This window comes from Pseudomonas sp. RG1, assembly GCF_025910115.1.
GTDB classification, from domain to species: domain Bacteria; phylum Pseudomonadota; class Gammaproteobacteria; order Pseudomonadales; family Pseudomonadaceae; genus Aquipseudomonas; species Aquipseudomonas atacamensis.
In genome coordinates this window covers 1-21,427 of sequence record NZ_JAPCIK010000013.1, presented here as the reverse complement: position 1 = coordinate 21,427, position 21,427 = coordinate 1, and the positions used below count along the sequence as shown (strand labels likewise).

At 60.9% G+C, this 21,427-nt stretch carries 11 protein-coding genes; 6 read left to right on the top strand and 5 right to left on the bottom strand.

Annotation, left to right across the window (positions count from 1 at the left end; genetic code table 11):
- Positions 1 to 35 precede the first annotated feature (35 nt).
- The 3 genes from OK411_RS08485 to OK411_RS08475 form a co-directional block, all read right to left on the bottom strand.
- Positions 36 to 581 (bottom strand): hypothetical protein, encoded by a 546-nt coding sequence (locus tag OK411_RS08485; protein WP_264364732.1) that lies wholly within the window; start codon positions 579 to 581, stop codon positions 36 to 38.
- 101 nt (positions 582 to 682) lie between these two features.
- Positions 683 to 2,617, bottom strand: coding sequence for a hypothetical protein (locus tag OK411_RS08480; RefSeq protein ID WP_136492175.1), 1,935 nt, complete (start codon positions 2,615 to 2,617; stop codon positions 683 to 685).
- Between the two features lie 384 nt (positions 2,618 to 3,001).
- The gene (locus tag OK411_RS08475) at positions 3,002 to 10,849 is read right to left on the bottom strand and encodes a retention module-containing protein (RefSeq protein ID WP_264364731.1); all 7,848 of its coding nucleotides are present in this window, start codon (positions 10,847 to 10,849) and stop codon (positions 3,002 to 3,004) included.
- 532 nt (positions 10,850 to 11,381) lie between these two features.
- Here OK411_RS08475 and OK411_RS08470 point away from each other — a divergent pair.
- From OK411_RS08470 to OK411_RS08460, 3 genes are all read left to right on the top strand, one after another.
- The gene (locus OK411_RS08470) at positions 11,382 to 12,740 is read left to right on the top strand and encodes a TolC family outer membrane protein (RefSeq protein WP_016771146.1); all 1,359 of its coding nucleotides are present in this window, start codon (positions 11,382 to 11,384) and stop codon (positions 12,738 to 12,740) included.
- A gap of 161 nt (positions 12,741 to 12,901) precedes the next feature.
- Positions 12,902 to 15,061, top strand: coding sequence for a type I secretion system permease/ATPase (locus OK411_RS08465; protein ID WP_110601996.1), 2,160 nt, complete (start codon positions 12,902 to 12,904; stop codon positions 15,059 to 15,061).
- 10 nt (positions 15,062 to 15,071) lie between these two features.
- Complete coding sequence (locus OK411_RS08460; RefSeq protein WP_016771147.1) at positions 15,072 to 16,433, top strand: HlyD family type I secretion periplasmic adaptor subunit; 1,362 nt, start codon at positions 15,072 to 15,074, stop codon at positions 16,431 to 16,433.
- 114 nt (positions 16,434 to 16,547) lie between these two features.
- Here the strand turns inward: OK411_RS08460 and OK411_RS08455 are convergent, their stop codons facing one another.
- The gene (locus OK411_RS08455) at positions 16,548 to 17,144 is read right to left on the bottom strand and encodes a tRNA-uridine aminocarboxypropyltransferase (protein ID WP_136492172.1); all 597 of its coding nucleotides are present in this window, start codon (positions 17,142 to 17,144) and stop codon (positions 16,548 to 16,550) included.
- A gap of 6 nt (positions 17,145 to 17,150) precedes the next feature.
- Complete coding sequence (locus OK411_RS08450) at positions 17,151 to 18,044, bottom strand: LysR family transcriptional regulator (protein WP_007956593.1); 894 nt, start codon at positions 18,042 to 18,044, stop codon at positions 17,151 to 17,153.
- 342 nt (positions 18,045 to 18,386) lie between these two features.
- On the opposite strand from OK411_RS08450, the gene speB reads away from it, so the two are divergent.
- From speB to OK411_RS08435, 3 genes are read left to right on the top strand one after another with little or no spacing between them, the layout of a single operon-like run.
- Entirely contained in the window at positions 18,387 to 19,337 is a 951-nt protein-coding gene (gene speB, locus OK411_RS08445; RefSeq protein ID WP_003222717.1) for an agmatinase, read from the top strand.
- Between the two features lie 10 nt (positions 19,338 to 19,347).
- The gene (locus tag OK411_RS08440) at positions 19,348 to 19,770 is read left to right on the top strand and encodes a YybH family protein (protein WP_076566508.1); all 423 of its coding nucleotides are present in this window, start codon (positions 19,348 to 19,350) and stop codon (positions 19,768 to 19,770) included.
- Between the two features lie 51 nt (positions 19,771 to 19,821).
- The gene (locus OK411_RS08435; protein ID WP_071174741.1) at positions 19,822 to 21,324 is read left to right on the top strand and encodes a purine-cytosine permease family protein; all 1,503 of its coding nucleotides are present in this window, start codon (positions 19,822 to 19,824) and stop codon (positions 21,322 to 21,324) included.
- The last annotated feature ends 103 nt before the right edge of the window (positions 21,325 to 21,427 follow it).

Genomic DNA, 21,427 nt, shown 5'->3' with positions numbered 1-21,427 from the left:
AGTGCGCAGTATAGATATCCCCCTGCTTGACATCGTTAGGTCATCGGGATGGTCATCGTTACATCAACCAGCGCATCAAGAATTTCTCGGGTCAACACACCATCAATGATTTCTGCGGGCGGTTCCGCTTTACCTCCAGGTGCACCATGATTAGGCGCGACAGTGTCGATGAAGAACTCAAAGGTATCAGAAGTATTTTGGTTGCCACCGTAATCAACTATATAAGTCAAGCGAAAAGGACCCGGCGTTGCGGTTTCCTTTGCAGGTAAAATTATTTCGAAAATTGTAGGCGGGGGGATGGGAACCTCTTCCCACCTCGAAACAACTACTGAATCTTTCTGCAATGCGACAAATGTTTCACGTGGGGCTGAGCCCGGCGGCACTACCATGGAGGTAATTATCACCTTGCAGTCTGTGCCCTGACGCGCCGCCTGAAGTTTCCTGACATTGTCACCCGGCAGGGCCGGCAGCAAGTCTTCAACTTCAGGAGGAGTACCCGAACGGGTACTCAGGGCTTGACGCAAATCAAAAACTTTTTTACGGGCAGCCTCTGCCTTGGACAGTACTTTCAAGTTACTCATTGTAAGCTCTCCTGTTTTATGAACGCACCGACCCTCCAACCCCAATACAAACTTCCAGAGAAATGCCGGCAATTAACCACACTGCATAATTTGCTAATACTTCAGTTCTCTTCGCACAAATCATTGGTAGGTGAACATACTGCGCCACTGGGCATGGTGCGATTGATGATCACAAACTCCTTTTTGGATATCCCCCGACCGCCCATGCTTTTTTTCAACCGGTAATAAACCAGCGCAGAACCGTTGTTGACCATGGGCGCAACCAACCGGTCGTAATCCTCGACGACAATATCGATGTCTTCGCCCGGCGGCAGTGTTGTGAGCTCTTTTTCAATTTCACCGTAAGTACCTTTGATGGGCTCGCTGCCATTGAGTCCGGTGCTGCCCTGCCAGCACACCGTCAGCGTGTCGCCCTGCTCGATAAGCGGGTCAGATTTGACTCTTACCGTGACGCCCTCCCAGAGCCTGGGCCGACTGCAACAGTGCAATACGCCATCCCTGTTCGCATGCGGAAACACAACCTCCTTCAACCCCTCGATCACCACTATCGATACCGCCACCCGGGTCGGTAACGACTGTTGCTGGTTCACACCGTTGCTGGTGGTGTACCAAACCGGCAATGCCGGATTCTCCTTGTCGGTATCGATAACATTCCAGGGCACGGAAAACCTGACGGGTTTACCGGCAGCATCGCCTGGTTTCACTTCATAAAACGCGACGACGCCGGGGTAGCTTCCCCAGTGCAGTTCCAGTAACTGTCCCTGTTCGGGTGCGTCGTACAGAGGCAGCAACACGCTGGCCGGCAAACCAAAATCGTCCGTCAGCAAAGTATTGAGGGTTTGACTCTCTTCGCCGTACACCTCAACCAGTGCAAGACCTTCGTTGATCAATGCCGGCGCCTTGGCGTGATCCTGACCTGCCAGCGTCAGGTTCACTGCCACCGAAATGGTCGGCGAGGGTGGCCCATAGGTTGTTCCCTGGCGAATCCTGTAATAGACCTTGGCCCGCAAGGGTCCATCGCCCTTGGCCTGCAGGATCGGCCATGGCACGGGAACCGACAACGGAAAGGCAGAGGGGTCGACAGGAACTTCAGTGAGCGGGGTGTCGTCCCAGAAAACGGCCAGCCAGTGGCCGGGATCGGCAAAGTCGTATTCGTCGACTTCCACTACGACATCGTCACGGGCTTGCTGGCGATCGACCAGCCCCCTGGGTGACAGCGGCACTCGGGGTGGCAGCAGTGCCCCCGGTGCAGGCGACAGATCAACCTCGATAGCCGAAAGAAAGGAATTCGGGCCTTCGTTTCCGGCCCTGTCCCTCAGGTGGTAATAAAAATAACGTGTGCCAGAGCCCCACGATCGAATTTCATCCGCGTACACAGTTATGCGTAAGCGTTTGTCGCGGATATCTTCAACGCTGAACTCCTGCTCGCGGATGGCTGTTTCAGAGTCTGGCGGAATGGCTTCGCTGGTCCAGTAATACGGCGCCCGATCCAGCGCCTCGGCATCGTCGTACCAAGGCACCAGCACACTGACCTCCCCCTCATGAGTCAGGAAGGTTTCAGTGATCGTGCCATTCAACTCGGGGGGAAACTCGGCCGCGGCCGGTTTGTTTCCGAAGTTGGGTTTCGTGGTGTCGATGGTCAGGGTTTTGCGAGGGCCTTCATTCGGGTTGCTTCCGTAGATCGAGATCTGGATTGCGACTTCGTAGACACCTTCTGACAGTAAATCGCGAGGCACCTTCAGGGCTTGCGGGAACGTAATGGGAACATTGGTCGGATACCAGCGTTCGTCAACCTTTCTGAACGCTCCGTTTTTGGACATGAAGCCCAGTTCGACCAGATCCGACTCGTCAGGCGCCGGACCTTGATCAAAATCCATGAACGTCACGATCAGGTCGTCGCCCAGCGCTTTGAGCGGCAAAAGACCTTTGGGATCGGCAGGATCAAGCACGGCCGGTACCGTCACTTCGACCGACCTGCCCCAGGAAACCGGGGTGTTCTGATCAGGCTGACCGACTGGGTTCTTTCGCTTGGCCATTCCAGCCTTCCTCGATAAGCGGCGGTACAGCGCAGTTCAAGCGCTGTCGGGATGGCTTCATTAGATGCCGGAGGGATGGACCTGCCTACTGTCAGAAATTACAGGTATTGCTACCGTTTGTCGGAAGGCGATTTGCATGGGAAGGGTATCGGGCGGTGGATTGGGTGTCAGATAATCTGCAGTTGGTGCAGGTCGGCTGAATTATGCGCTGTGCAAGCCGGCCTCTTCGCGAGCAGGCTCGCTCCCACAGTTTCACCGCACTCCCCTGTGGGAGCGAGCCTGCTCGCGAAGGCTGACTTAAAGACAACACGTCTCTACAGACAGACAAAACCCGCCGCCCCCGAAACAACCGGGGCGGCGGGTTTTGTCGTTTCAGACCTCAGGTCAAACCGTATCCACCTTCAACGAATGATCATTAAGCATGCCGCTGATGATCGTCGCCGTGTCATGCCCCCCAGCCACCATGCCGCCCGCCCCCGGTGTCACGCCGTAATGGCTGGCGAGGTTGACGCCGGCCAGGTCGATGGTCTGGCTCGGCGCGGCGCCGGCCATGGCGCTGACGTCGATGCTGGTCATCACCGAGGCGCCGCTGCCGCTGACGGTGAAGTGCAGATAGTCGTCCAGCGACGCGGTGCTGGCGTTTTCGCCTTGCAGCAGTTGCGACAGATCGAGCCTGTCGGTACCGGGGGTGAAATCGGTAATCAGGTCATGGCCGCTGTTGCCCTTGAGCCACTGGAAGGTGTCGGCCCCTGCCCCGCCCGTCAGCGTATTGTTGCCCATGCCACCGATCAGATAGTCATCGCCAGCGCCGCCATTGAGGAAGTCGTTGCCGAGGCCACCGTTGATCACGTTGTTGTTGCCGTCGCCGGTGAGGCTGTCGTTGAAGTTCGAGCCGAGCAGGTTTTCGATGCCGGTCAAGGTGTCAGTACCGGCGCCGAGGGTGTTTTGCGCACCGAGCAGGCCGAGATTGACGGTGACCGCGGCCGTGGCGTGGGCGTAGCTGGCGGTGTCGCTGCCAGTGCCGCCGTCGAGCAGGTCGTTGCCGGCGCCGCTGTAGAGCAAATCGTTACCGCCGTCGCCGTGCATTTCGTTGTTGCCGGAGCCTGCGCTGAGCACGTCATTGCCGTCGCCGGCGTTGATCACATTGTTGCCACTGCCCGCTACCAACACATCGTCGCCAGCAGTGCCGGTCAAGGTGTGGCCGTCCTGATAGCTGATGCTGACGTTGGCCGTGTCGCTGCCGCCGTGGTTGTCGTTGGCGGTGTAAGTGCCGTGGTAGTCGGGTGTGATGTCATGGGCCGCGGCGTAGTTGAGGGTCATGGTCAACTGGTAGTTTTCGGCCGCGTTCGGGTTGCCGCCACCATTACCAATGTTGGTGATGTGAATCTGGTAGACGCCATCCGCCGAGGCGGTAAGCGTTTGCCCGTCCGCCAGCGCCATCCAGGCACCGCCGTCGAGCGAATACTCCATGCTGATCTTACCGGCACCCAGATTGTGATCCAGATTGAGGGTTTCGCCCTGGCGCAGATTGACGGTAATGCGGTCTTCATCGTTGGCATTGCTGTTGCTCACCATGCCCAGATAACCGCTGACTACCAGCACGGCGGTCATGGTCGCGGCATTGGCGCTGAAGGCGCTGCGCACATTGGCCAGGTTCTGGTTGGCCGCATTATTGTTCTGCCCAGTGAAACCGATCAGGCCGGTACCGGTGAAGTCCGCCGCTTTGGAAACCCAACCGGTGTTGAAGCTGGTTGGCGTGGCGTTGAGGGTGTCGCCGTTCGGATCGCTGTCATTGGCCAGCAGCAGTTCACCCGGCACCACGATGTTGCCCGAGAGCACGTTGGTGATGACGTGATCGTCCATCGCCACTGGCGGCGCGTTGGGGATCACTTTCACCGTCAGGGTGGAGCTGGCCAGATCGCCGTCGTTGTCGCTGACGGTGAAACCGATGTTTTCGGTGATGACCACGGCGGTGGTTTTCTGCGAGGTGTAGCTGTATTCGCCGGTATCGAGGTTGACCACCAGCGTGCCGCTGTTGTTGGTGGCGATACTGACGCTGTTGTTGGCGGTATTGAAAGTGCCGTGGTTGACGCCGCCGCTCGCGGTCAACGAACCCTGGCCACTGAGGGCTTTCGGATCGTAGGTGTAGGTCGTGCCGTCGACCACGATCGACTTGATGAAACCGCCATCGGCGCCGAACGAACCGCCCTCGCCCAGCAGCGAACCGGTGACCGGCGCGCCCTGCACGGTGCCGGACAATACCGAGTTGAGCTGATTGAGATCGGTGACCACCACCGCATTGGTATTGGTGTGGTTGATGCCGTCGTAGGCCAGCGGATCGAGGTTGGCGTTGCTCACGCCACTGCCCAGACCAATGGCGTAGTTCTTGATGTTGTTGGCGTCGAGGAAGTTTTTCAGCGCGGCTTCGTCAGCCGTGCCGATGTCGCCCTCGTTGGGCTTGCCGTCGGAGAAGAAGTAGCCGACGTTCTGTGCCCCGGTGAGTTTGCCGGAGGTGTTGAACGCGGTCTGCATTACCGATACGGCAGCATCGTAGTTGGTGCCGCCGCCGGCGTTGAGGCCGGCGAGCAATGTCTTGGCAGTAGCGACATCGACCCACACCGTGGTGCGGTCGGCGGCATTGCTGCTGAACGTCACCAACTGCACTTTCACATCGCCCAGATCATCGTACTTGTCGAGCAAGGCGCCAATGGCCTGCTTGGCCAGTGCCAGCCGCGACAGGCCCGGCACGCCAGAGGGATCGGCCATGCTGCCGGAGATGTCGAGGACGATGAGGATGTTCGAATCGATCTCCACTGCGGTAACCGAGCGATCCGAGGCAACGGCTTTCGGCACATCGTCGACGATGTTCACCACAAGCGTGCTGGTGGTGCTGTTACCCAGCGCATCGGTGGCTTTGTAGGTGAACGTTTCGCTGAGCGTATTCGACCCGTCGTTGGCGCTCGGCGCGGTTTTCGGCGCCGAGGTCAGCGTGTAGGTGTAGGTGCCGTCAGCGTTGAGCTCCAGTTGCCCGTAGCTGCCGGTGGCGTTGCCGACCAGGGTGTACGTGATCGCGCCGCTGCCACCACTGACCGAACCGACCAGCGTGCCGCTGGCGGTTTCGCCGGTGTTGCCCGGTTCGCTGCCGGTCACTGTGCCGGCGGCGAGATCCTGGCCATCCTTGTTCAGGTCGAGGGCTTTTTCGTAGACCGTGACATCCTGATCGACCGCGGCGACCAGTTTGCTGTCGGCGACATTGATGGTCAGCGTTGTGGTGCTTTCGTCGCCATCGCTGTCACGGATGGTGTAGGTGAACGTGTCGGTCGCGCCCGGCGGGCTCACCGAGTTCGGGTTGCTGTGGTAAACCGCGTTGCCCGCCGCGTCGAGGGTCAGGTAGCCGTAGTTGCCGTTGATGTTGCCGTTGAGCCCGCCGCTGGCTGACGTCGCGGTGTTGCTGCCGGCGCGCACGCCGACCACCGTGGCGGCGCCGTCGGCACCGCTGAGGTCATTGCCGAGCACACTGACATTGACCGTGCCGCCCTCCGCTACCGAGCCGGTATCGGCGTTGGCAGTCGGCAGATCGTCGACGATGTTGACGTTGATCTGACCGCTGGCGGTACTGCCATCGGTATCAGTGGCGACCACGTCGAAGCTCTCGCTGAGGCTGTTGGCACCGTTGGCGTTCGGATGGGCTTCGTTGTCGACCAGGGTGTAGCTGTAACTGACCACGCCGGAGGCCGGATCGTAACCGGTGATGGTGAAGGTGCTGCCCAGTGGCGAGACCACCGATTGCGGCAAACCGGCGGCGACGCCATTGCTGATCACCGCAATGCCGCCGACCGTGAGGGTTTGCAGGCCATCAAGCGCAGTCACGGTGAAGCTGCCGCTCTGGGTCAGCGCCGAAGTGTTGGGGCTGCTGCCGTCGCTGAGGTTTTTCTCGTAGACGGTGATTTCGCCGCCCTTCACATCGAGGCCGTCGAGGCACACCGGATCGTCGTTGTTATGGATGTTCAGCACCAGGTTGGCGGTGCTGGTGTCGCCGTCCGCGTCGGTGATGCTGTAGGCGAAGGTTTCCGTGCCGTTGCCGCCGCCCTGGAGGTTTTTGAAATCGGCGTCGTTGGCGTCCAGCGTGTAGGTGTAAGTGCCGTTGGCGTTGAGCACCAGCGTGCCGTAAGTGCCAGTGAAAGTACCGGCGGTTACCGGGCCGCTGGCGACGCGGTCGGCGCCCTGCACGTCGTTGTCGAGGACGTTGCCGGTCAGGGTCACCTGGACTTCTGTTGCGCTGTCGGCATTGCTGTCATTCAGCGCCTTCGGCACGTCATCGACGATGCTCACAACGATCGTGCTGGTGACGACATTGCCCAGCGAATCGGTGGCCTGATAGGTGAAGGTTTCGCTCAGGCTGTTGGCGCCGTCGTCGGCGTGCGGCGTAGTGGTCGCTGGCGAAGTGAGCGTGTAGGTGTAAGTGCCATTGGCATTGAGAACGATCTGCCCGTAGTTGCCGGTGGCACTGCCAACCAGCGCATAACTGATCGCGCCGACCGCGCCGGTGACCGAGCCGACCAGTGTGCCGGAAGCGGTTTCGCCAGTGCTGTTCGGATCGCTGCCGACCACACTGCCCGCCGCCAGATCCTGGCCATCCTGGTTCAGGTCGAGGGCTTTTTCGTAGACGGTGACGTCAGTGTCGCTGACCGCTTTCAGGCAGCTGTTGTAGACGTCGATGGTGATCGTCGTGGTGCTTTCGTCACCGTCGGCATCGCGCACGGTGTAGGTGAACACATCCACCGCGCCCGGGCCGTTCACCGTGTTCGGATTGCTGTGATAAACGGCGTTGCCGTTGGCATCAAGCGTGAGGTAGCCGTAGGTGCCGTTGATCTGCGAATTGAGTCCGCCGATGGCCGAAGTCGAGGTGTCGGCACCGGCACGCACGCCGACCACTGCGCCGGTAATCGCCGGGCCATCCGCGCCGCCGACATCGTTGTTGAGTACGTTGCCGCTGACGGTGCCACCCTCCGCCACCGAAGCCGCGTCCGCATGCGCGGTCGGCAAATCATCAACGATGTTGACGTTGATCTGGCCGCTGGCGGTGCTGCCATCGGTGTCCGTCGCCACCACGTCGAAGTTCTCGGTGAGGCTGTTGGCGCCGTTGGCGGTTGGATGAGCTTCGTTGTCGGCCAGGGTGTAGCTGTAGCTGACCACGCCGGTCGCCGGGTCATAACCGCTGATGGTCAAGGTGCTGCCAAGCGGCGTGATCACTGATTGCGGGAAACCTGCGGCCACGCCATTGGTGATCACGGCGATGCCGCCGACTGTGAGGGTCTGCAGACCATCGAGAGCGCTGACGGTGAAAGTGCCGTTCTGGGTCAGCGCCGGGGTGTTGGGGCTGGTGCCGTCGCTGAGGTTTTTTTCGTAGACGGTAAGTTCGCCGCCGTTGACGTCGAGGCCATTGAGCAGCACCGGATCGTCGTTGTTGTGGATGTTCAATACGAGATTGGCAGTGCTGGTATCGCCGTCGGCATCGGTGATGGTGTAGGCGAACGTTTCGGTGCCGTTACCGCCGCCGGTCAAGGCTTTGAAATCGGCATCGCTGGTATTCAGCGTGTAGGTGTAAGTGCCGTCGGCGTTCAGAACCAAAGTGCCGAACGTGCCGGTGAAAGTGCCCGGCGTGACTGGGCCGGTCGGTACGCGGTCGGCGCCTTGCACGTCGTTGGCCAGGACGTTGCCGGTCAGGGTCAGTTGGCTTTCCGAGGCGGTACCGTTGCTGTCGTCGTTGGCTTTCGGCAGGTCATCGACGATGTTCACGTCGAGGGTACCGGTGGCGGTGGTGCCGTTGTCATCAACGACCGTGACCGCGAACTGCTCAGGCAGATTGTTCGCGCCGTTGGCGTTCGGATGCGCTTCGTTATCAGCCAAGGTGTAACTGTAACTGACCACGCCGGTTGCAGCGTTGAAACCAGTAATCGTCAACGTGCTGCCCAGTGGCGTGGTGATCGATTGCGGGAAGCCTGCGGCAACGCCATTGGTCACCACGGCAATTCCACCAACAGTCAGCGTGGTGACGCCGTCCAGTGCGGTGATGGTGAACGTGCCGTTTTGCGTCAGTGCGCCAGTGTCCGGGGCGCTGCCGTCGCTGAGGTTTTTTTCGTAAACCGTGAGCTCGCCACCGGCGACGTTCAGGCCGTCGATGATTACTGGATCGTCGTTGTTGTGGATCTGCAGAACCAGATTGGCAGTGCTGGAATCGCCGTCGGAATCAGTGATGGTGTAGGCGAAGGTCTCTGTGCCGTTTCCACCGCCGGTCAAGGCTTTGAAATCGGCATCGCTGGTATTGAGCGTGTAGGTGTAAGTGCCGTCGGCGTTCAGAACCAACGTTCCGAAAGTACCAGTGAAAGTGCCCGGCGTGACTGGACCGGTGGGTACGCGGTCGGCACCTTGCACGTCGTTTGTCAGGACGTTGCCGGTCAGGGTCAGTTGGCTTTCCGAGGCAGTGCCGTTGCTGTCATCGTTGGCCTTTGGCACATCGTCGACGATGTTGACGTCGAGGGTCCCGGTGGCGGTAGTGCCGTTGTCATCAACGACCGTGACCGCGAACTGCTCAGGCAGATTGTTCGCGCCATTGGCGTTCGGATGCGCTTCGTTATCAGCCAGGGTGTAGCTGTAACTGACCACGCCGGTTGCAGCGTTGAAACCAGTAATCGTCAGCGTGCTGCCCAGTGGCGTGGTGATCGATTGCGGGAAGCCTGCGGCAACGCCATTGGTCACCACGGCAATTCCACCAACAGTCAGCGTGGTCACGCCGTCCAGTGCGGTGATGGTGAAGGTGCCGTTTTGTGTCAGCGCGCCAGTGTCCGGGGCGCTGCCGTCGCTGAGGTTTTTTTCGTAGATCGTAAGCTCGCCACCGGCGACGTTCAGGCCATCGATGATTACAGGATCGTCGTTGTTGTGGATCTGCAGAACCAGATTGGCAGTGCTGGAATCGCCGTCGGCATCAGTGATCGTGTAGGCGAAGGTTTCGGTTCCGTTGCCACCGCCGGTCAAGACTTTGAAATCGGCATCGCTGGTATTGAGCGTGTAGGTGTAAGTGCCGTCGGCGTTCAGAATCAAGGTGCCGTAAGTACCGGTGAAAGTACCCGGCGTGACCGGTCCGGTGGGTACGCGGTCGGCACCTTGTATGTCGTTGGTGAGGACGTTGCCGGTCAGGGTCAGCAAGGTTTCCGAGGCAACGCCGTTGGCGTCATCAAACGCTTTGGGCACGTCGTCGGTGATATTCACGTCCAGCGTGCCAGTGGCGCTGTCGCCATTGCTGTCGGTGGCGATCACGGTGAACTGTTCGCTGAGATTGTTCACGCCGTCGCCGGCCGCGTGGGTTTCGTTGCCGTTGAGGGTGTAGCTGTAGCTGACCGTGCCGGTCGCCGCGTTGTAACCGGTGATGGTCAGGGTGTTGCCCAGTTGCGTGGTGATCGACTGGGGAAAGCCGATCGGCACGCCGCCAACAATCACGTTGATGCCGCCGATGCTCAGGCTGTTCAAACCATCCGCTGCCGAGACCGTGAAGCTGCCACTTTGCGTCAGCGCGCCTGGATTGGCCGCCGAGCCGGTCGGCAGATTGGCTTCATTGAGATTGAGTTCACCGCGCGCCGCGTCGAGGCCCTTGAGGATGACCGGATTGTTCACCGGTGGCGGTGGCACCACGACCGGCGCTGGCGTGTCGTCGCCATTGTCGATGTCCGCGTCGCGACGATACTCGGGAAATTCGGGAATACCGTTGAAGCCAGCGGTGGGGAAACCAATGATCGGATCGACTCGGCCGCCGACTTCGGTGAGCAGAACGAAGCTGTGCCCGCCGCCCAGTTCACCGGTATTGCCGGTGGGCGCGTTGGGGCCGGCGGCAGTGGCTTCGGCAGTTTTGCTTGGGTCTTCACCGGCGGCGATGGCTTGCTGGATCTGCTCGACATCGGTCAGTTGCGCCTGGCTCGGGGTCTGCGCTTCGTCGACGTTCACCGGGACAGCCTGGTCGGCCAGCAATTGCCCGGTCATGGTGATGCTGCTGCCCCGGCCGAGGGTCAATTCCTCGCCGTTTTGCAGTTTCACTGCCACCGCGCCTTCCGCGCCGGTGATCAGTTGATCGCCAGCGTACAAACGATCGCCTTCGAACAACGGACGCTTGATGCCGTCGCTCGCCTGGGCGAACACCTGACCAATGACTTTTGTGACCGTACCGATGAGCGTTGCCATGTGAAATCCTCCGCTGCCGACCACCGTCGGCACTGGTTCGCGAAGCAGCCCATGGCTCAATCGGGTTGCCGGGGGCGACGCTCGCACCCTCGACAGTTCGTTTCGCAGGCCCGGTTTGAAGTGAATTGTCAGCGCTATCAAGCACTTGCCAACCCTGTTCAATCCATCGACCCACTAGCGCTACGTAACGGTGGTGAATCACCCGAGTGACAAAAATCTGTCGCTCATTCGCCGTTACGCGTCCCTCCCCTTCAGCAGTACTTCGCAGTGTCTCGCAAAGTGAATGGAACTTTCCTCAAGCCTTTTCGAGCTCCCTAAAGCGCATAAAACAAAGGCTTTCGAGCTGAACAATGTGCTGCTTTTGAAAAACCGCATAAGTTTTTTTTGGAATAAACCTTATGAAAATTTTTTCTTAGCTACGCTCTAGGATGTTCTTAGCTCTGTTGTTACAAGAGTGAAACGCTTACACCCTAAATTTACGTCAAATATTTGGCGACAGTAACACAACATTGAGATCCAGGGAGATGCACCCATGCGCGTTCTAACCCCCCTCTGCAGCGCGGTTTTGCTGGCCATGGCTTGCACTTCCCAAGCCCAGGCGATGAACCTCACCGAGGCGATTCAGAGCACCATCGCGACCCACCCGGAACTGGCTTCGCGCGTGGACGCTCGTCTGTCTGCGGATGAACAGGTCAAAGTGGCAAAAGGCGGGTTTTATCCGTCGGTCGATCTGAACGCTGCCTACGGTCGCGGTTACAGCGACAACACCAATACCCGCGCTTTCGGTAACCACAACACCGAAATCCTCAATTACACCCAGTCCGAACTGCGCTTGCGGCAGATGATCTTCGACGGCTTCAACACCGCCAACGAGGTCGAGCGCACCAAGGGCGTGTCCAATTCGCGCGCCTACTACGCGCAAGGCACCGCACAGGACCTGGCCCTGCGCACCATCGAGGTCTACCTCGAAGTGCTCAAGCGGCGTGAACTGGTGACGCTGGCGAAAAACAACCTGCAGGCGCACTTGCGCGTCAACGATCAGATCGGCCTGCGCACCGAGCGCGGCATCGGCAGCACCGCCGACTCCGATCAATCGGTTGCCCGTCGTGCACTGGCGCAGAACAACCTCGACACCGCCGAAGTCGATCTGGCCGACGCCGAATCGAATTTCTACAGCGTGGTCGGACGCATGCCCGATGAGCTGGAAACACCGGCCTCGACTCGCGGTGAGATGCCGCCGGACCTGCGTGAAGCGCAGCAGAGCATGGTCGACAACAACCCGTACCTGAAATCGGCCCAGGCTGACGTGCAGTCCGCCGAGAGCCAGTACGAAGTGGCCAAGTCGCCGTTCTACCCGCGCTTCGATGCCGAAGCAGCAGTCGGCGCAAACAACAACGTGCAGGGCGACGAAGGCCACGACAACGAATGGCGTGTCGGTGTGGTGATGAACTACAACCTGTTCCGTGGCGGCAGCGACAAGGCACGTCTGGCCGCGAATGCCCACGACATCAACCAGGCGATGGACATCCGCAACAACGCCCTGCGTCAGCTCAACGAGAACATTCGTCTGGCCTGGAACGCCATGGAAAATGCCAAGAAGCAGACGCCGACCGCTCGCGAGTACGCAGAAACCACCAAACGCGTGCGCGCCGCTTATCAGGACCAGTTCGGCCTCGGCCAACGCACCCTGCTCGACCTGCTCGACAGCGAAAACGAGCTGTACAACGCCAACCGTCGCTACACCGAAATCCGCTACACCGAGGAATACTCGATGTACCGCGTGCTGGCGAACATGGGCCAGTTGCTGAGCAAGCAACGCGTGGTGCTGCCGGCTGATGCGATTGCCACGACCGAAGTGAAAAACCAGGCGCGCCTGCCGGAACTGAAATAAACGGTGCAGGAACTGACTTTGCCCTGATCGTTCCCACGCGCAGCAAAGGAATGCCTCAAGGGACGCTCCGCGTCCAGTGACGCGGAGCGTCACGGGCTGCATTCCCACGCAGAGCGTGGGAACGATCCGATAACCGAGCCCGTTCAACAGAGGCAATCACTATGACCAGCATGGAACCCGGCGCCACCGGGGTCGATCCGCGCCTGAGCTTCGACGACCCGTTACTCGACGGCCTGCTGATCCTCTGCAAACTGCATGGCGCCACGGTCAGTCGTGCCAGCCTGAGCGCCGGGCTGCCTCTGAACAAACAACGCCTGAGCCTCGATCTGCTGCCCCGTGCAGCCGCGCGGGCCGGATTGCAGGCGCGGTTATTGCGCCGTGACCTGAAAGACATATCGCCGCTGAACCTGCCGATCCTGCTGCTGCTCAACGACGGGCGCACTGCCGTGCTGCGGCGCTTTGGCGAGGACGGCAAAGCCCTGCTGCTGCCCAGCGAAGCCGACGGCGGCGAGCAATGGGTCAGCCGCGAAGAACTCAGCGAACACTACAGCGGCCAGGCCTTGTTCGCCCGTCCGCGCCACGAACTCGAAGACCTGCGCGCGCCGCTGGTGCCACGGGTAAATGCGTGGTTTCGCGACACCCTGAAACTGTCGAAATGGCTGTACAGCGATGCGATCCTCGCCAGTTTCCTGATCAACCTGCTGGGCCTGATGGTGCCGCTGTTCGTCATGCAGACCTACGATCGCGTGGTGCCCAATCAGGCGACCTCGACGCTGTGGGTGCTATCGATCGGTTTGCTGATCGGCACCGGTTTTGAACTGGTGCTGCGCGTGGTGCGTGCGCATCTGCTCGACACCGCCGGCAAGAAAACCGATGTGATCCTCTCGGCAACCTTGTTCGAGCGCATCACCGGCATGTCGATGAAAGCGCGGCCGGCGACCATCGGCGGCTTTGCCCAGAGCATTCACGACTTCCAGGGCCTGCGTGAATTTCTCACTGCCGTGACCCTGACCAGCCTGATCGACTTGCCCTTCGTGGTGTTGATGCTGGTAGTGATCGGCCTGCTCGGCGGCTGGCTGGTGGTGATTCCGCTGCTGGCGTTTCCGATCACCATCATCTTCGCCATGGCGATTCAGGTGCGCCTGCGTGACACCGTGCAGAAAAGCCTGAGCCTCGGCGCCGAGCGTCAGGCAGTGCTGATCGAAACCCTCGGCGGTCTGGAAACCCTCAAGGCCTGCGGCGCCGAAAGCGAGCGCCAGCACAAATGGGAAAGCACCCACGGCGCCCTCACCCGCCTCGACAGCCATGCGCGCAACCTGTCGGCGCTGGCCACCAACGGCACGCTGTTCATCCAGCAGTTTTCCGGGATGGCGACGATTGTGGCCGGGGTCTACAGCATCATTGCCGGCAACCTCAGCGTCGGCGCGCTGGTTGCCACCTACATGCTTGGCAGTCGTGTGCTCGCCCCGCTCGGCCAGATCGCCGGGCTGATCACCCGCTACCAGCAAGCGCAACTGACCATGAAAAGCACCGACGCACTGATGGCGCTGCCGCAGGAGCGCGACGGCAAACAACGGCCACTGGAACGTACGCAGCTGCAAGGTGCCCTCGACGTCAGCGGCGTGACGTTCCACTACAACGGCCAGAATGCGCCGGCGCTGAGCGAGGTCAGCTTCAGCCTGAAAGCCGGCGAGCGGGTCGGCATCATCGGCCGCAGCGGCTCCGGCAAAAGCACGTTGGCGCGATTGGTGATGGGTTTCTACGAAGCGGAACAAGGCCAGTTACTGCTCGACGGCCTCGACCTGCGCCAACTGGACGTGGCTGACCTGCGCCAGCAGATCGGTTATGTCGCCCACGACCTGCCGCTGCTGGCCGGCAGCTTGCGCGACAACCTGACCCTGGGCGCGCGTTACATCAGCGATTCACGCATGCTCGAAGTCGCCGAACTGACTGGCGTCACCGAACTGGCCCGACAACACCCGCAAGGCTTCGACCGACCGGTGGGCGAACGCGGACAACTGCTATCCGGCGGCCAACGCCAGGCGGTGTTGCTGGCGCGCGCGTTACTGCTCGATCCACCGATCATGCTGCTCGACGAACCCACCAGCGCCATGGACAACAGCAGCGAAGACGCGCTGCGGCAGAAACTGCATGGCTGGGTGCAAGGCAAAACCCTGCTGCTGGTCACCCACCGCACCTCGATGTTGAGCCTGGTGGACCGGTTGCTGGTGCTGGACAACGGCCGGGTCGTCGCTGACGGTCCGAAAGAAGCAGTCATCGATGCACTGCGCAAGGGCCGTGTCGGCTCGGCGGCGGTCTAGGAGTTACGCCATGCCTGCTTCCTCCGATAGCAACAAGCGCGGTTACTTCGACAGTTTCGGCAAAAGCGCCGAAGCCGAGTTCATGCCGGAAACCGCCGGCGCAGCATTGCAGGATTCGCCGCGCAAATCGCGGATCACCGTGTGGCTGGCGGCAGCGCTGCTGATCGCCGCCCTGGTCTGGGCCAAATTTGCCGTGCTCGAAGAAGTGACCATGGGCGAAGGCAAAGCGATCCCGTCGAGCAAGGTTCAGGTGATCCAGAACCTTGAGGGCGGCATCGTCACCGAGATTTACGTTCGCGAAGGCCAGATGGTCGGCAAGGGCGACACCCTGCTGCGTCTGGATGACACGCGCTTTCGCTCGAACAAGGGCGAGAGCGAGGCCGACCGTTACGCGCTGACCGCGCAGGTTGAACGGCTGTCAGCAGAGGCCGAGGGACGCCCCTTCAAACTCTCCGCTGAAGTCATCGCCAAAGCGCCGCAAGTCGCCGAGGACGAACGCTCACTTTACGAGCAACGCCAACGCCGCTTGGCCAGCGAACAGCGCACCCTCAGCGAACAGCTGCGGCAGAAGACCCAGGAACTGGCGGAGTTTCGCTCCAAGCAAGGCCAGTTCAGCTCCAGCCTTGCGCTGCTGCAACAAGAGATGAACATGTCCGAACCGCTGGTCAAAACCGGCGCTGTGTCACCGGTGGAAATTCTCCGTCTCAGACGCAGTGCCGTGGAGATCCGTGGTTCGCTGAACGCCACCACGCTGGCGATTCCCCGCGCCGAATCGGCCATCGCCGAGATCCGCAGCAAGATCGACGAATCCGAGCAGACCTTTCGTTCCGAGGCCGCCAAAGAGCTGAATGAGAAACGCACCGACCTGTCGAAAATCACCGCGTCGAGCATCGCCATCGACGATCGCGTCAGCCGCACTACGGTGACGTCGCCGGTGCGTGGCGTGATCAAGCAGATGAAGGTCAACACCATCGGCGGCGTGGTCCAGCCGGGCAGCGACATGGTCGAAATCGTGCCGCTGGAAGACAACCTGCTGATCGAAGCCAAGGTCCGCCCGCAAGACGTCGCGTTCCTGCATCCGGGTCAGAAAGCCATGGTCAAGTTCAGCGCCTACGATTACACGATTTACGGCGGGCTGAGCGCCAAGCTCGAGCTGATCGGCGCCGATACGATCACCGATGACAAGGGCAACAGCTTCTATCTGATTCAGGTGCGCACCGACAAGAATCACCTGGGCGGCGACGTGAAACCGCTGCTGATCATCCCGGGGATGGTGGCGACAGTGGACATTATCACCGGTGAGAAAAGCGTCTTGGATTACCTGCTCAAACCGGTGCTGAAAGCGCGGACCGAGGCGATGCGCGAACGTTAGCCAATGATCGTTCCCATGCTCCGCGTGGGAATGCCGCCCGGGACGCTCCGCGTCCCTTCACGACAGTGACGCAGAGCGTCACTGGATGCATTCCCACGCAGAGCGTGGGAACGATCATCTGTCGTCATGGTTACGCTGGAAAACCTCCTCCCCCATCGCCGCAATCTGCCCTTCGATCAGCGCTTCAAACGGCTTGAGCAACGGCGCAAACGTCGTCGGCGCTTCGAGGGTTTCCAGCGCCTGCACAATCGCCTCGATCGTCGACAGCGCCCCCGGCCCCGGCGCCTTGCGCAGGCGATAGCGCGACACGCCGCCCTCGGCCAGGGTCACCCGTGGCAGCGCCGCCAGCAGCGGATTGAGGTGCAGCATCTTGCGCGCCTTGCGCCAGGTGCCGTCGGGGACGACCAGCAACATTGGCTGATCATTCGGCGCGTAAACCTGCAGCGGCTGCGCATCCTCAGCCGGAAACAACAAGCGCGCCTGATAGCCCGGCCGGTTCAACAGTTTCGGCAAATCCTCGAATACCTCGCCGACAATCAGCTCGGCATTGCTCAGCCCCAGCGCCGCCAGCCGCGCGGTATTCAGCGCGTGACTGACCTCGCTCGGATGCTGCAGCAGCAAGACTCGGGTGCGGCTGTCGAGGTGCGGAATCAACGGGCACAGGCAGTGGGTCTGGGGGCGCAGGCAGCGCGGGCATTGGGCTCGGGACATGATGGGTTACGCCTGATTCAATTGCGCTTTGAGCAAATCGCGGAAGGTCTGGATCAGCGGCTCGCGGCTGCGGCCCCTGCGCATGATCATCGAAAACGGCGCCTGATAACCGAAGGTCGCCGGCAGCAGAACGCGCAGATCACCCTTGTCGGCCCAGGCCTGCGCGTAGTGCTCCGGCAGGTAACCGATGTAGGCGCCGGAGAGCACCAGAATCAGCTGCGCTTCCATACTTTCCACGGTCGCGGCACTGTGTTTGAAACCGTGCCGAGCCAGTTCCGCCTGACTCCAGTAACCGCGCCCGACCATCCGTTGCTGAGTGATGACCTGCTCGGGAATGCGCCGCTCGTTGAACAACGGGTGTCGACTGCTGCAATACAGCCAGTGCTGCTCGCGGTACAGCGGCATGTAGACCAGACCGCTCATGCGCGTGGAAAACGCACCGATGGCCAGATCGAGGCGATTGTCCTGCACGCCGAGCTGCAATTCATAAGGGCTCATCACCGACAGGTGCAAATGCACCGCCGGGTGTTCCTGGCTGTAGGCGCCGATGGCTTCAGCAAACGGCAGGGCCTTGTCGCTGACCGTGGAATCGATCACCCCGAGATTAAGCGTGCCGCGCAGTTCGCCCTTGAGCGCGGCGGCGTACTGTTCGAAGCCTTCAAGCTCGGCGAGCAGGCGCAGGGTTTCCTGATGGAACAGCTCGCCTTTGCTGGTCAGGCTGAAGCCACCGCGCCCACGATGGCACAGCACCAGACCGAGCGCGGCTTCGAGCTGGCTCATGTAGGTGCTGATCGCCGAAGTCGACAGGTTGAGTTCCTGCTGTGCATTGGCAAAACCCTGATGGCGCACGACGCTGACGAAGATGCGCAGGAGTTTCAGGTCGGGTAAAGCGTTGGCCATTTCTGCTCCGGTCACGAGGTAACGCGCGAATACACAGTTCGATGGAGATCATTGTGGGAGCGAGCCTGCTCGCGAAGGCGTCGGGTCAGTCGCCATCGAAGTTGACTGTCATGCCCTCTTCGCGAGCAGGCTCGCTCCCACAGAGTGAGATCTTCAGAGATTCCAGTGGTGCGAAGTCTAAGTCGCTGGCTGGCATTAGTTTAGAAAAATCTGAACTAAGTTTTTGCCCGTAGCGATTCTTCCTCGTCACTACATTTCGCATGATCGGCCCCACAGCGGCGTCCGAACCTGTGCTCAACGGCGCGCCGGCATAAATAAAACAAAGACGATGAGGCCCTACCCGTGGACAAGATTCTTCACCAACCACTGGGCGGCAATGAAATGCCGCGCTTCGGCGGCATCGCCACCATGCTCCGACTTCCCCATGTACCGACCGCTGCCGGCCTCGACGCTGCCTTCGTTGGCGTGCCGCTGGACATCGGCACTTCGCTGCGCCCCGGCACGCGCTTCGGGCCGCGCGATATCCGCACCGAATCGGTGATGATCCGCCCGTACAACATGGCCACCGGTGCCGCGCCGTTCGACTCGCTGTCGGTGGCCGACATCGGTGACGTGGCGATCAATACCTTCAATCTGCTCGACGCCGTGCGCATCATCGAAGAAGCCTACGACAACATCCTCGAGCACAACGTTATCCCGATGACGCTGGGTGGCGACCACACCATCACCCTGCCGATCCTGCGCGCGATTCATAAAAAGCACGGCAAGGTTGGCCTGGTGCACATCGATGCGCACGCTGACGTCAACGATCACATGTTCGGCGAGAAGATCGCTCACGGCACCACGTTTCGTCGTGCCGTCGAAGAAGGTCTGCTCGATTGCGACCGCGTGGTGCAGATCGGTTTGCGTGCCCAGGGTTACACCGCCGACGACTTCAACTGGAGCCGCGATCAGGGCTTCCGCGTGGTGCAGGCCGAAGAGTGCTGGCACAAGTCGCTGGCGCCGCTGATGGCGGAAGTGCGCGAGAAAGTCGGTGGCGGTCCGGTATATCTGAGTTTCGATATCGATGGCATTGACCCGGCCTGGGCGCCCGGCACCGGCACCCCGGAAATCGGCGGCCTGACCACCATTCAGGCGATCGAAATCGTCCGTGGCTGCCAGGGCCTCGACCTGATCGGTTGCGATCTGGTAGAAGTCTCGCCCGCTTACGACACCACCGGCAACACCTCGCTGCTGGCCGCCAACCTGCTGTACGAAATGCTCTGCGTACTGCCTGGCGTGGTTCATCGCTGAGGGTCGGGTCATGCACGCACGTGATCAGGTTTTGCACGCGGCCGCCGAGTTGGTCGCCGCGTTTGCCCGTAACGATCGCGAAGCCTACTTCGGCGCATTCAGCACCGATGCCAGCTTCGTTTTCTACACCCTCGACCAGCCATTGCTGTCGCGCGATGCCTATCAGGCGTTGTGGGACCGCTGGCGTGCCGAGGATGGATTCGAGGTGCTGTCGTGCACCTCGAGCAACGCCTTCGTCAGCCTGCAGGGTGACGTGGCGATTTTCATCCATGACGTGGCCACCGAGCTGCGCATGCAAGGGGAGCAACACTTCAGCCAGGAGCGCGAGACGATTGTTTTCAGAAGACAAGCGTCGAGCCTAGAACAACAAGGCCTATGGCTGGCCTGTCACGAACATTTGTCCGCAATGCCGGAAGGGCTGCCACCCCCTTAGCCAATGGTGACGCTCACGCACGATGAGCGCGCCTGATGATCGGAGCAGATCATGAATAACAACAACAACGAAAAAAGCCTTAGCAGCATCGAAACAAACGGGGTCGAACAGATCCCGGATCATGAGCGCGACGCCCGACCCAGCGACCTGTTTCGCTTGATCTTCGGCGGCGCCAATACGTTTGCCACCGCTGTGCTCGGCAGTTTCCCGGTGCTGTTCGGCCTGTCGTTTCAGGCCGGTGTCTGGGCGATTGTGCTGGGTGTGGTGGTCGGTGCGCTGATCCTCGCACCGATGGGCCTGTTCGGCCCGCTCAACGGCACCAACAACGCCGTGTCTTCCGGTGCGCACTTCGGCGTGCACGGGCGGATTGTCGGGTCGTTCCTGTCGTTGCTGACGGCGATCGCGTTCTTCTCGCTGTCAGTGTGGAGCTCGGGTGATGCGCTGGTCGGCGGCGCCAAACGCCTCGTCGATTTGCCGGAAACCGACCTGACCCTGGGCCTGGCCTACGGCCTGTTCGCGCTGCTGGTGCTGACCGTGTGCATCTACGGTTTCCGCATCATGCTGTGGGTCAACCGCATCGCGGTGTGGGCCGCGAGCCTGTTGTTCCTGCTCGGCATATTCGCCTTCGCCCCTGCTTTCGACAGCCAGTACGCCGGCAGCGTGGCGCTGGGTCAGGCCGGGTTCTGGGCGGCATTCATCGGCGCGGCGCTGGTGGCGATGAGCAACCCGATTTCCTTCGGTGCGTTCCTGGGCGACTGGTCGCGCTACATCCCGCGTGAGACGCCGAAGGGCCGGATCATGCTGGCGGTGATCGCCGCACAACTGGCAACGTTGATCCCATTCCTGTTCGGCCTCGCCACCGCCACCATCGTCGCGATCAAAGCGCCGGACTACATCGCCGCGAACAACTATGTCGGCGGCTTGCTGGCCGTGTCGCCGAGCTGGTTCTTCCTGCCGGTGTGCCTGATTGCGGTGATTGGCGGCATGTCCACCGGCACCACGTCGCTGTATGGCACCGGGCTGGACATGTCCAGCGTGTTCCCGCGCGTGCTTTCCCGGGTCAAGGCGACCTTGCTGATCGGCGTGCTGTCGATCGCCTTCATCTTCATCGGCCGGTTTGCGGCGAACCTGGTGCAAAGCGTGTCGACCTTCGCCGTGCTGATCATCACCTGCACCACCCCGTGGATGGTGATCATGATTATCGGCCTGCTGGTGCGGCGCGGCTTCTACTGCCCGGATGACCTGCAAGTGTTCACTCGCGGCGAACAGGGCGGACGCTACTGGTTCAACCACGGCTGGAACTGGCGCGGTCTGGGGGCGTGGATTCCGAGTGCGCTGGTCGGCCTGTGCTTCGTCAATCTGCCGGGGCAGTTCGTCGGCCCGCTGGGCGAATTGGCCGGTGGCATCGACATCAGTTTGCCGGTGACATTGGGCCTGGCGTCGGTGGTGTACCTGACGCTGCTGCGCCTGTTTCCTGAGCCTCGGGAGGTGTTTGGGCCAACGGATGTGCGCAGTGAAGCCGCAATAAAACCTCAACTGCGTCAGGCCGCCTGACACGAACCCCCTGTGGGAGCGAGCCTGCTCGCGAAGACTTCAGCACATCCAACGTTGATGCTGTCTCTTATACACATCTGACGCTGCCGACGATTAACGTCCG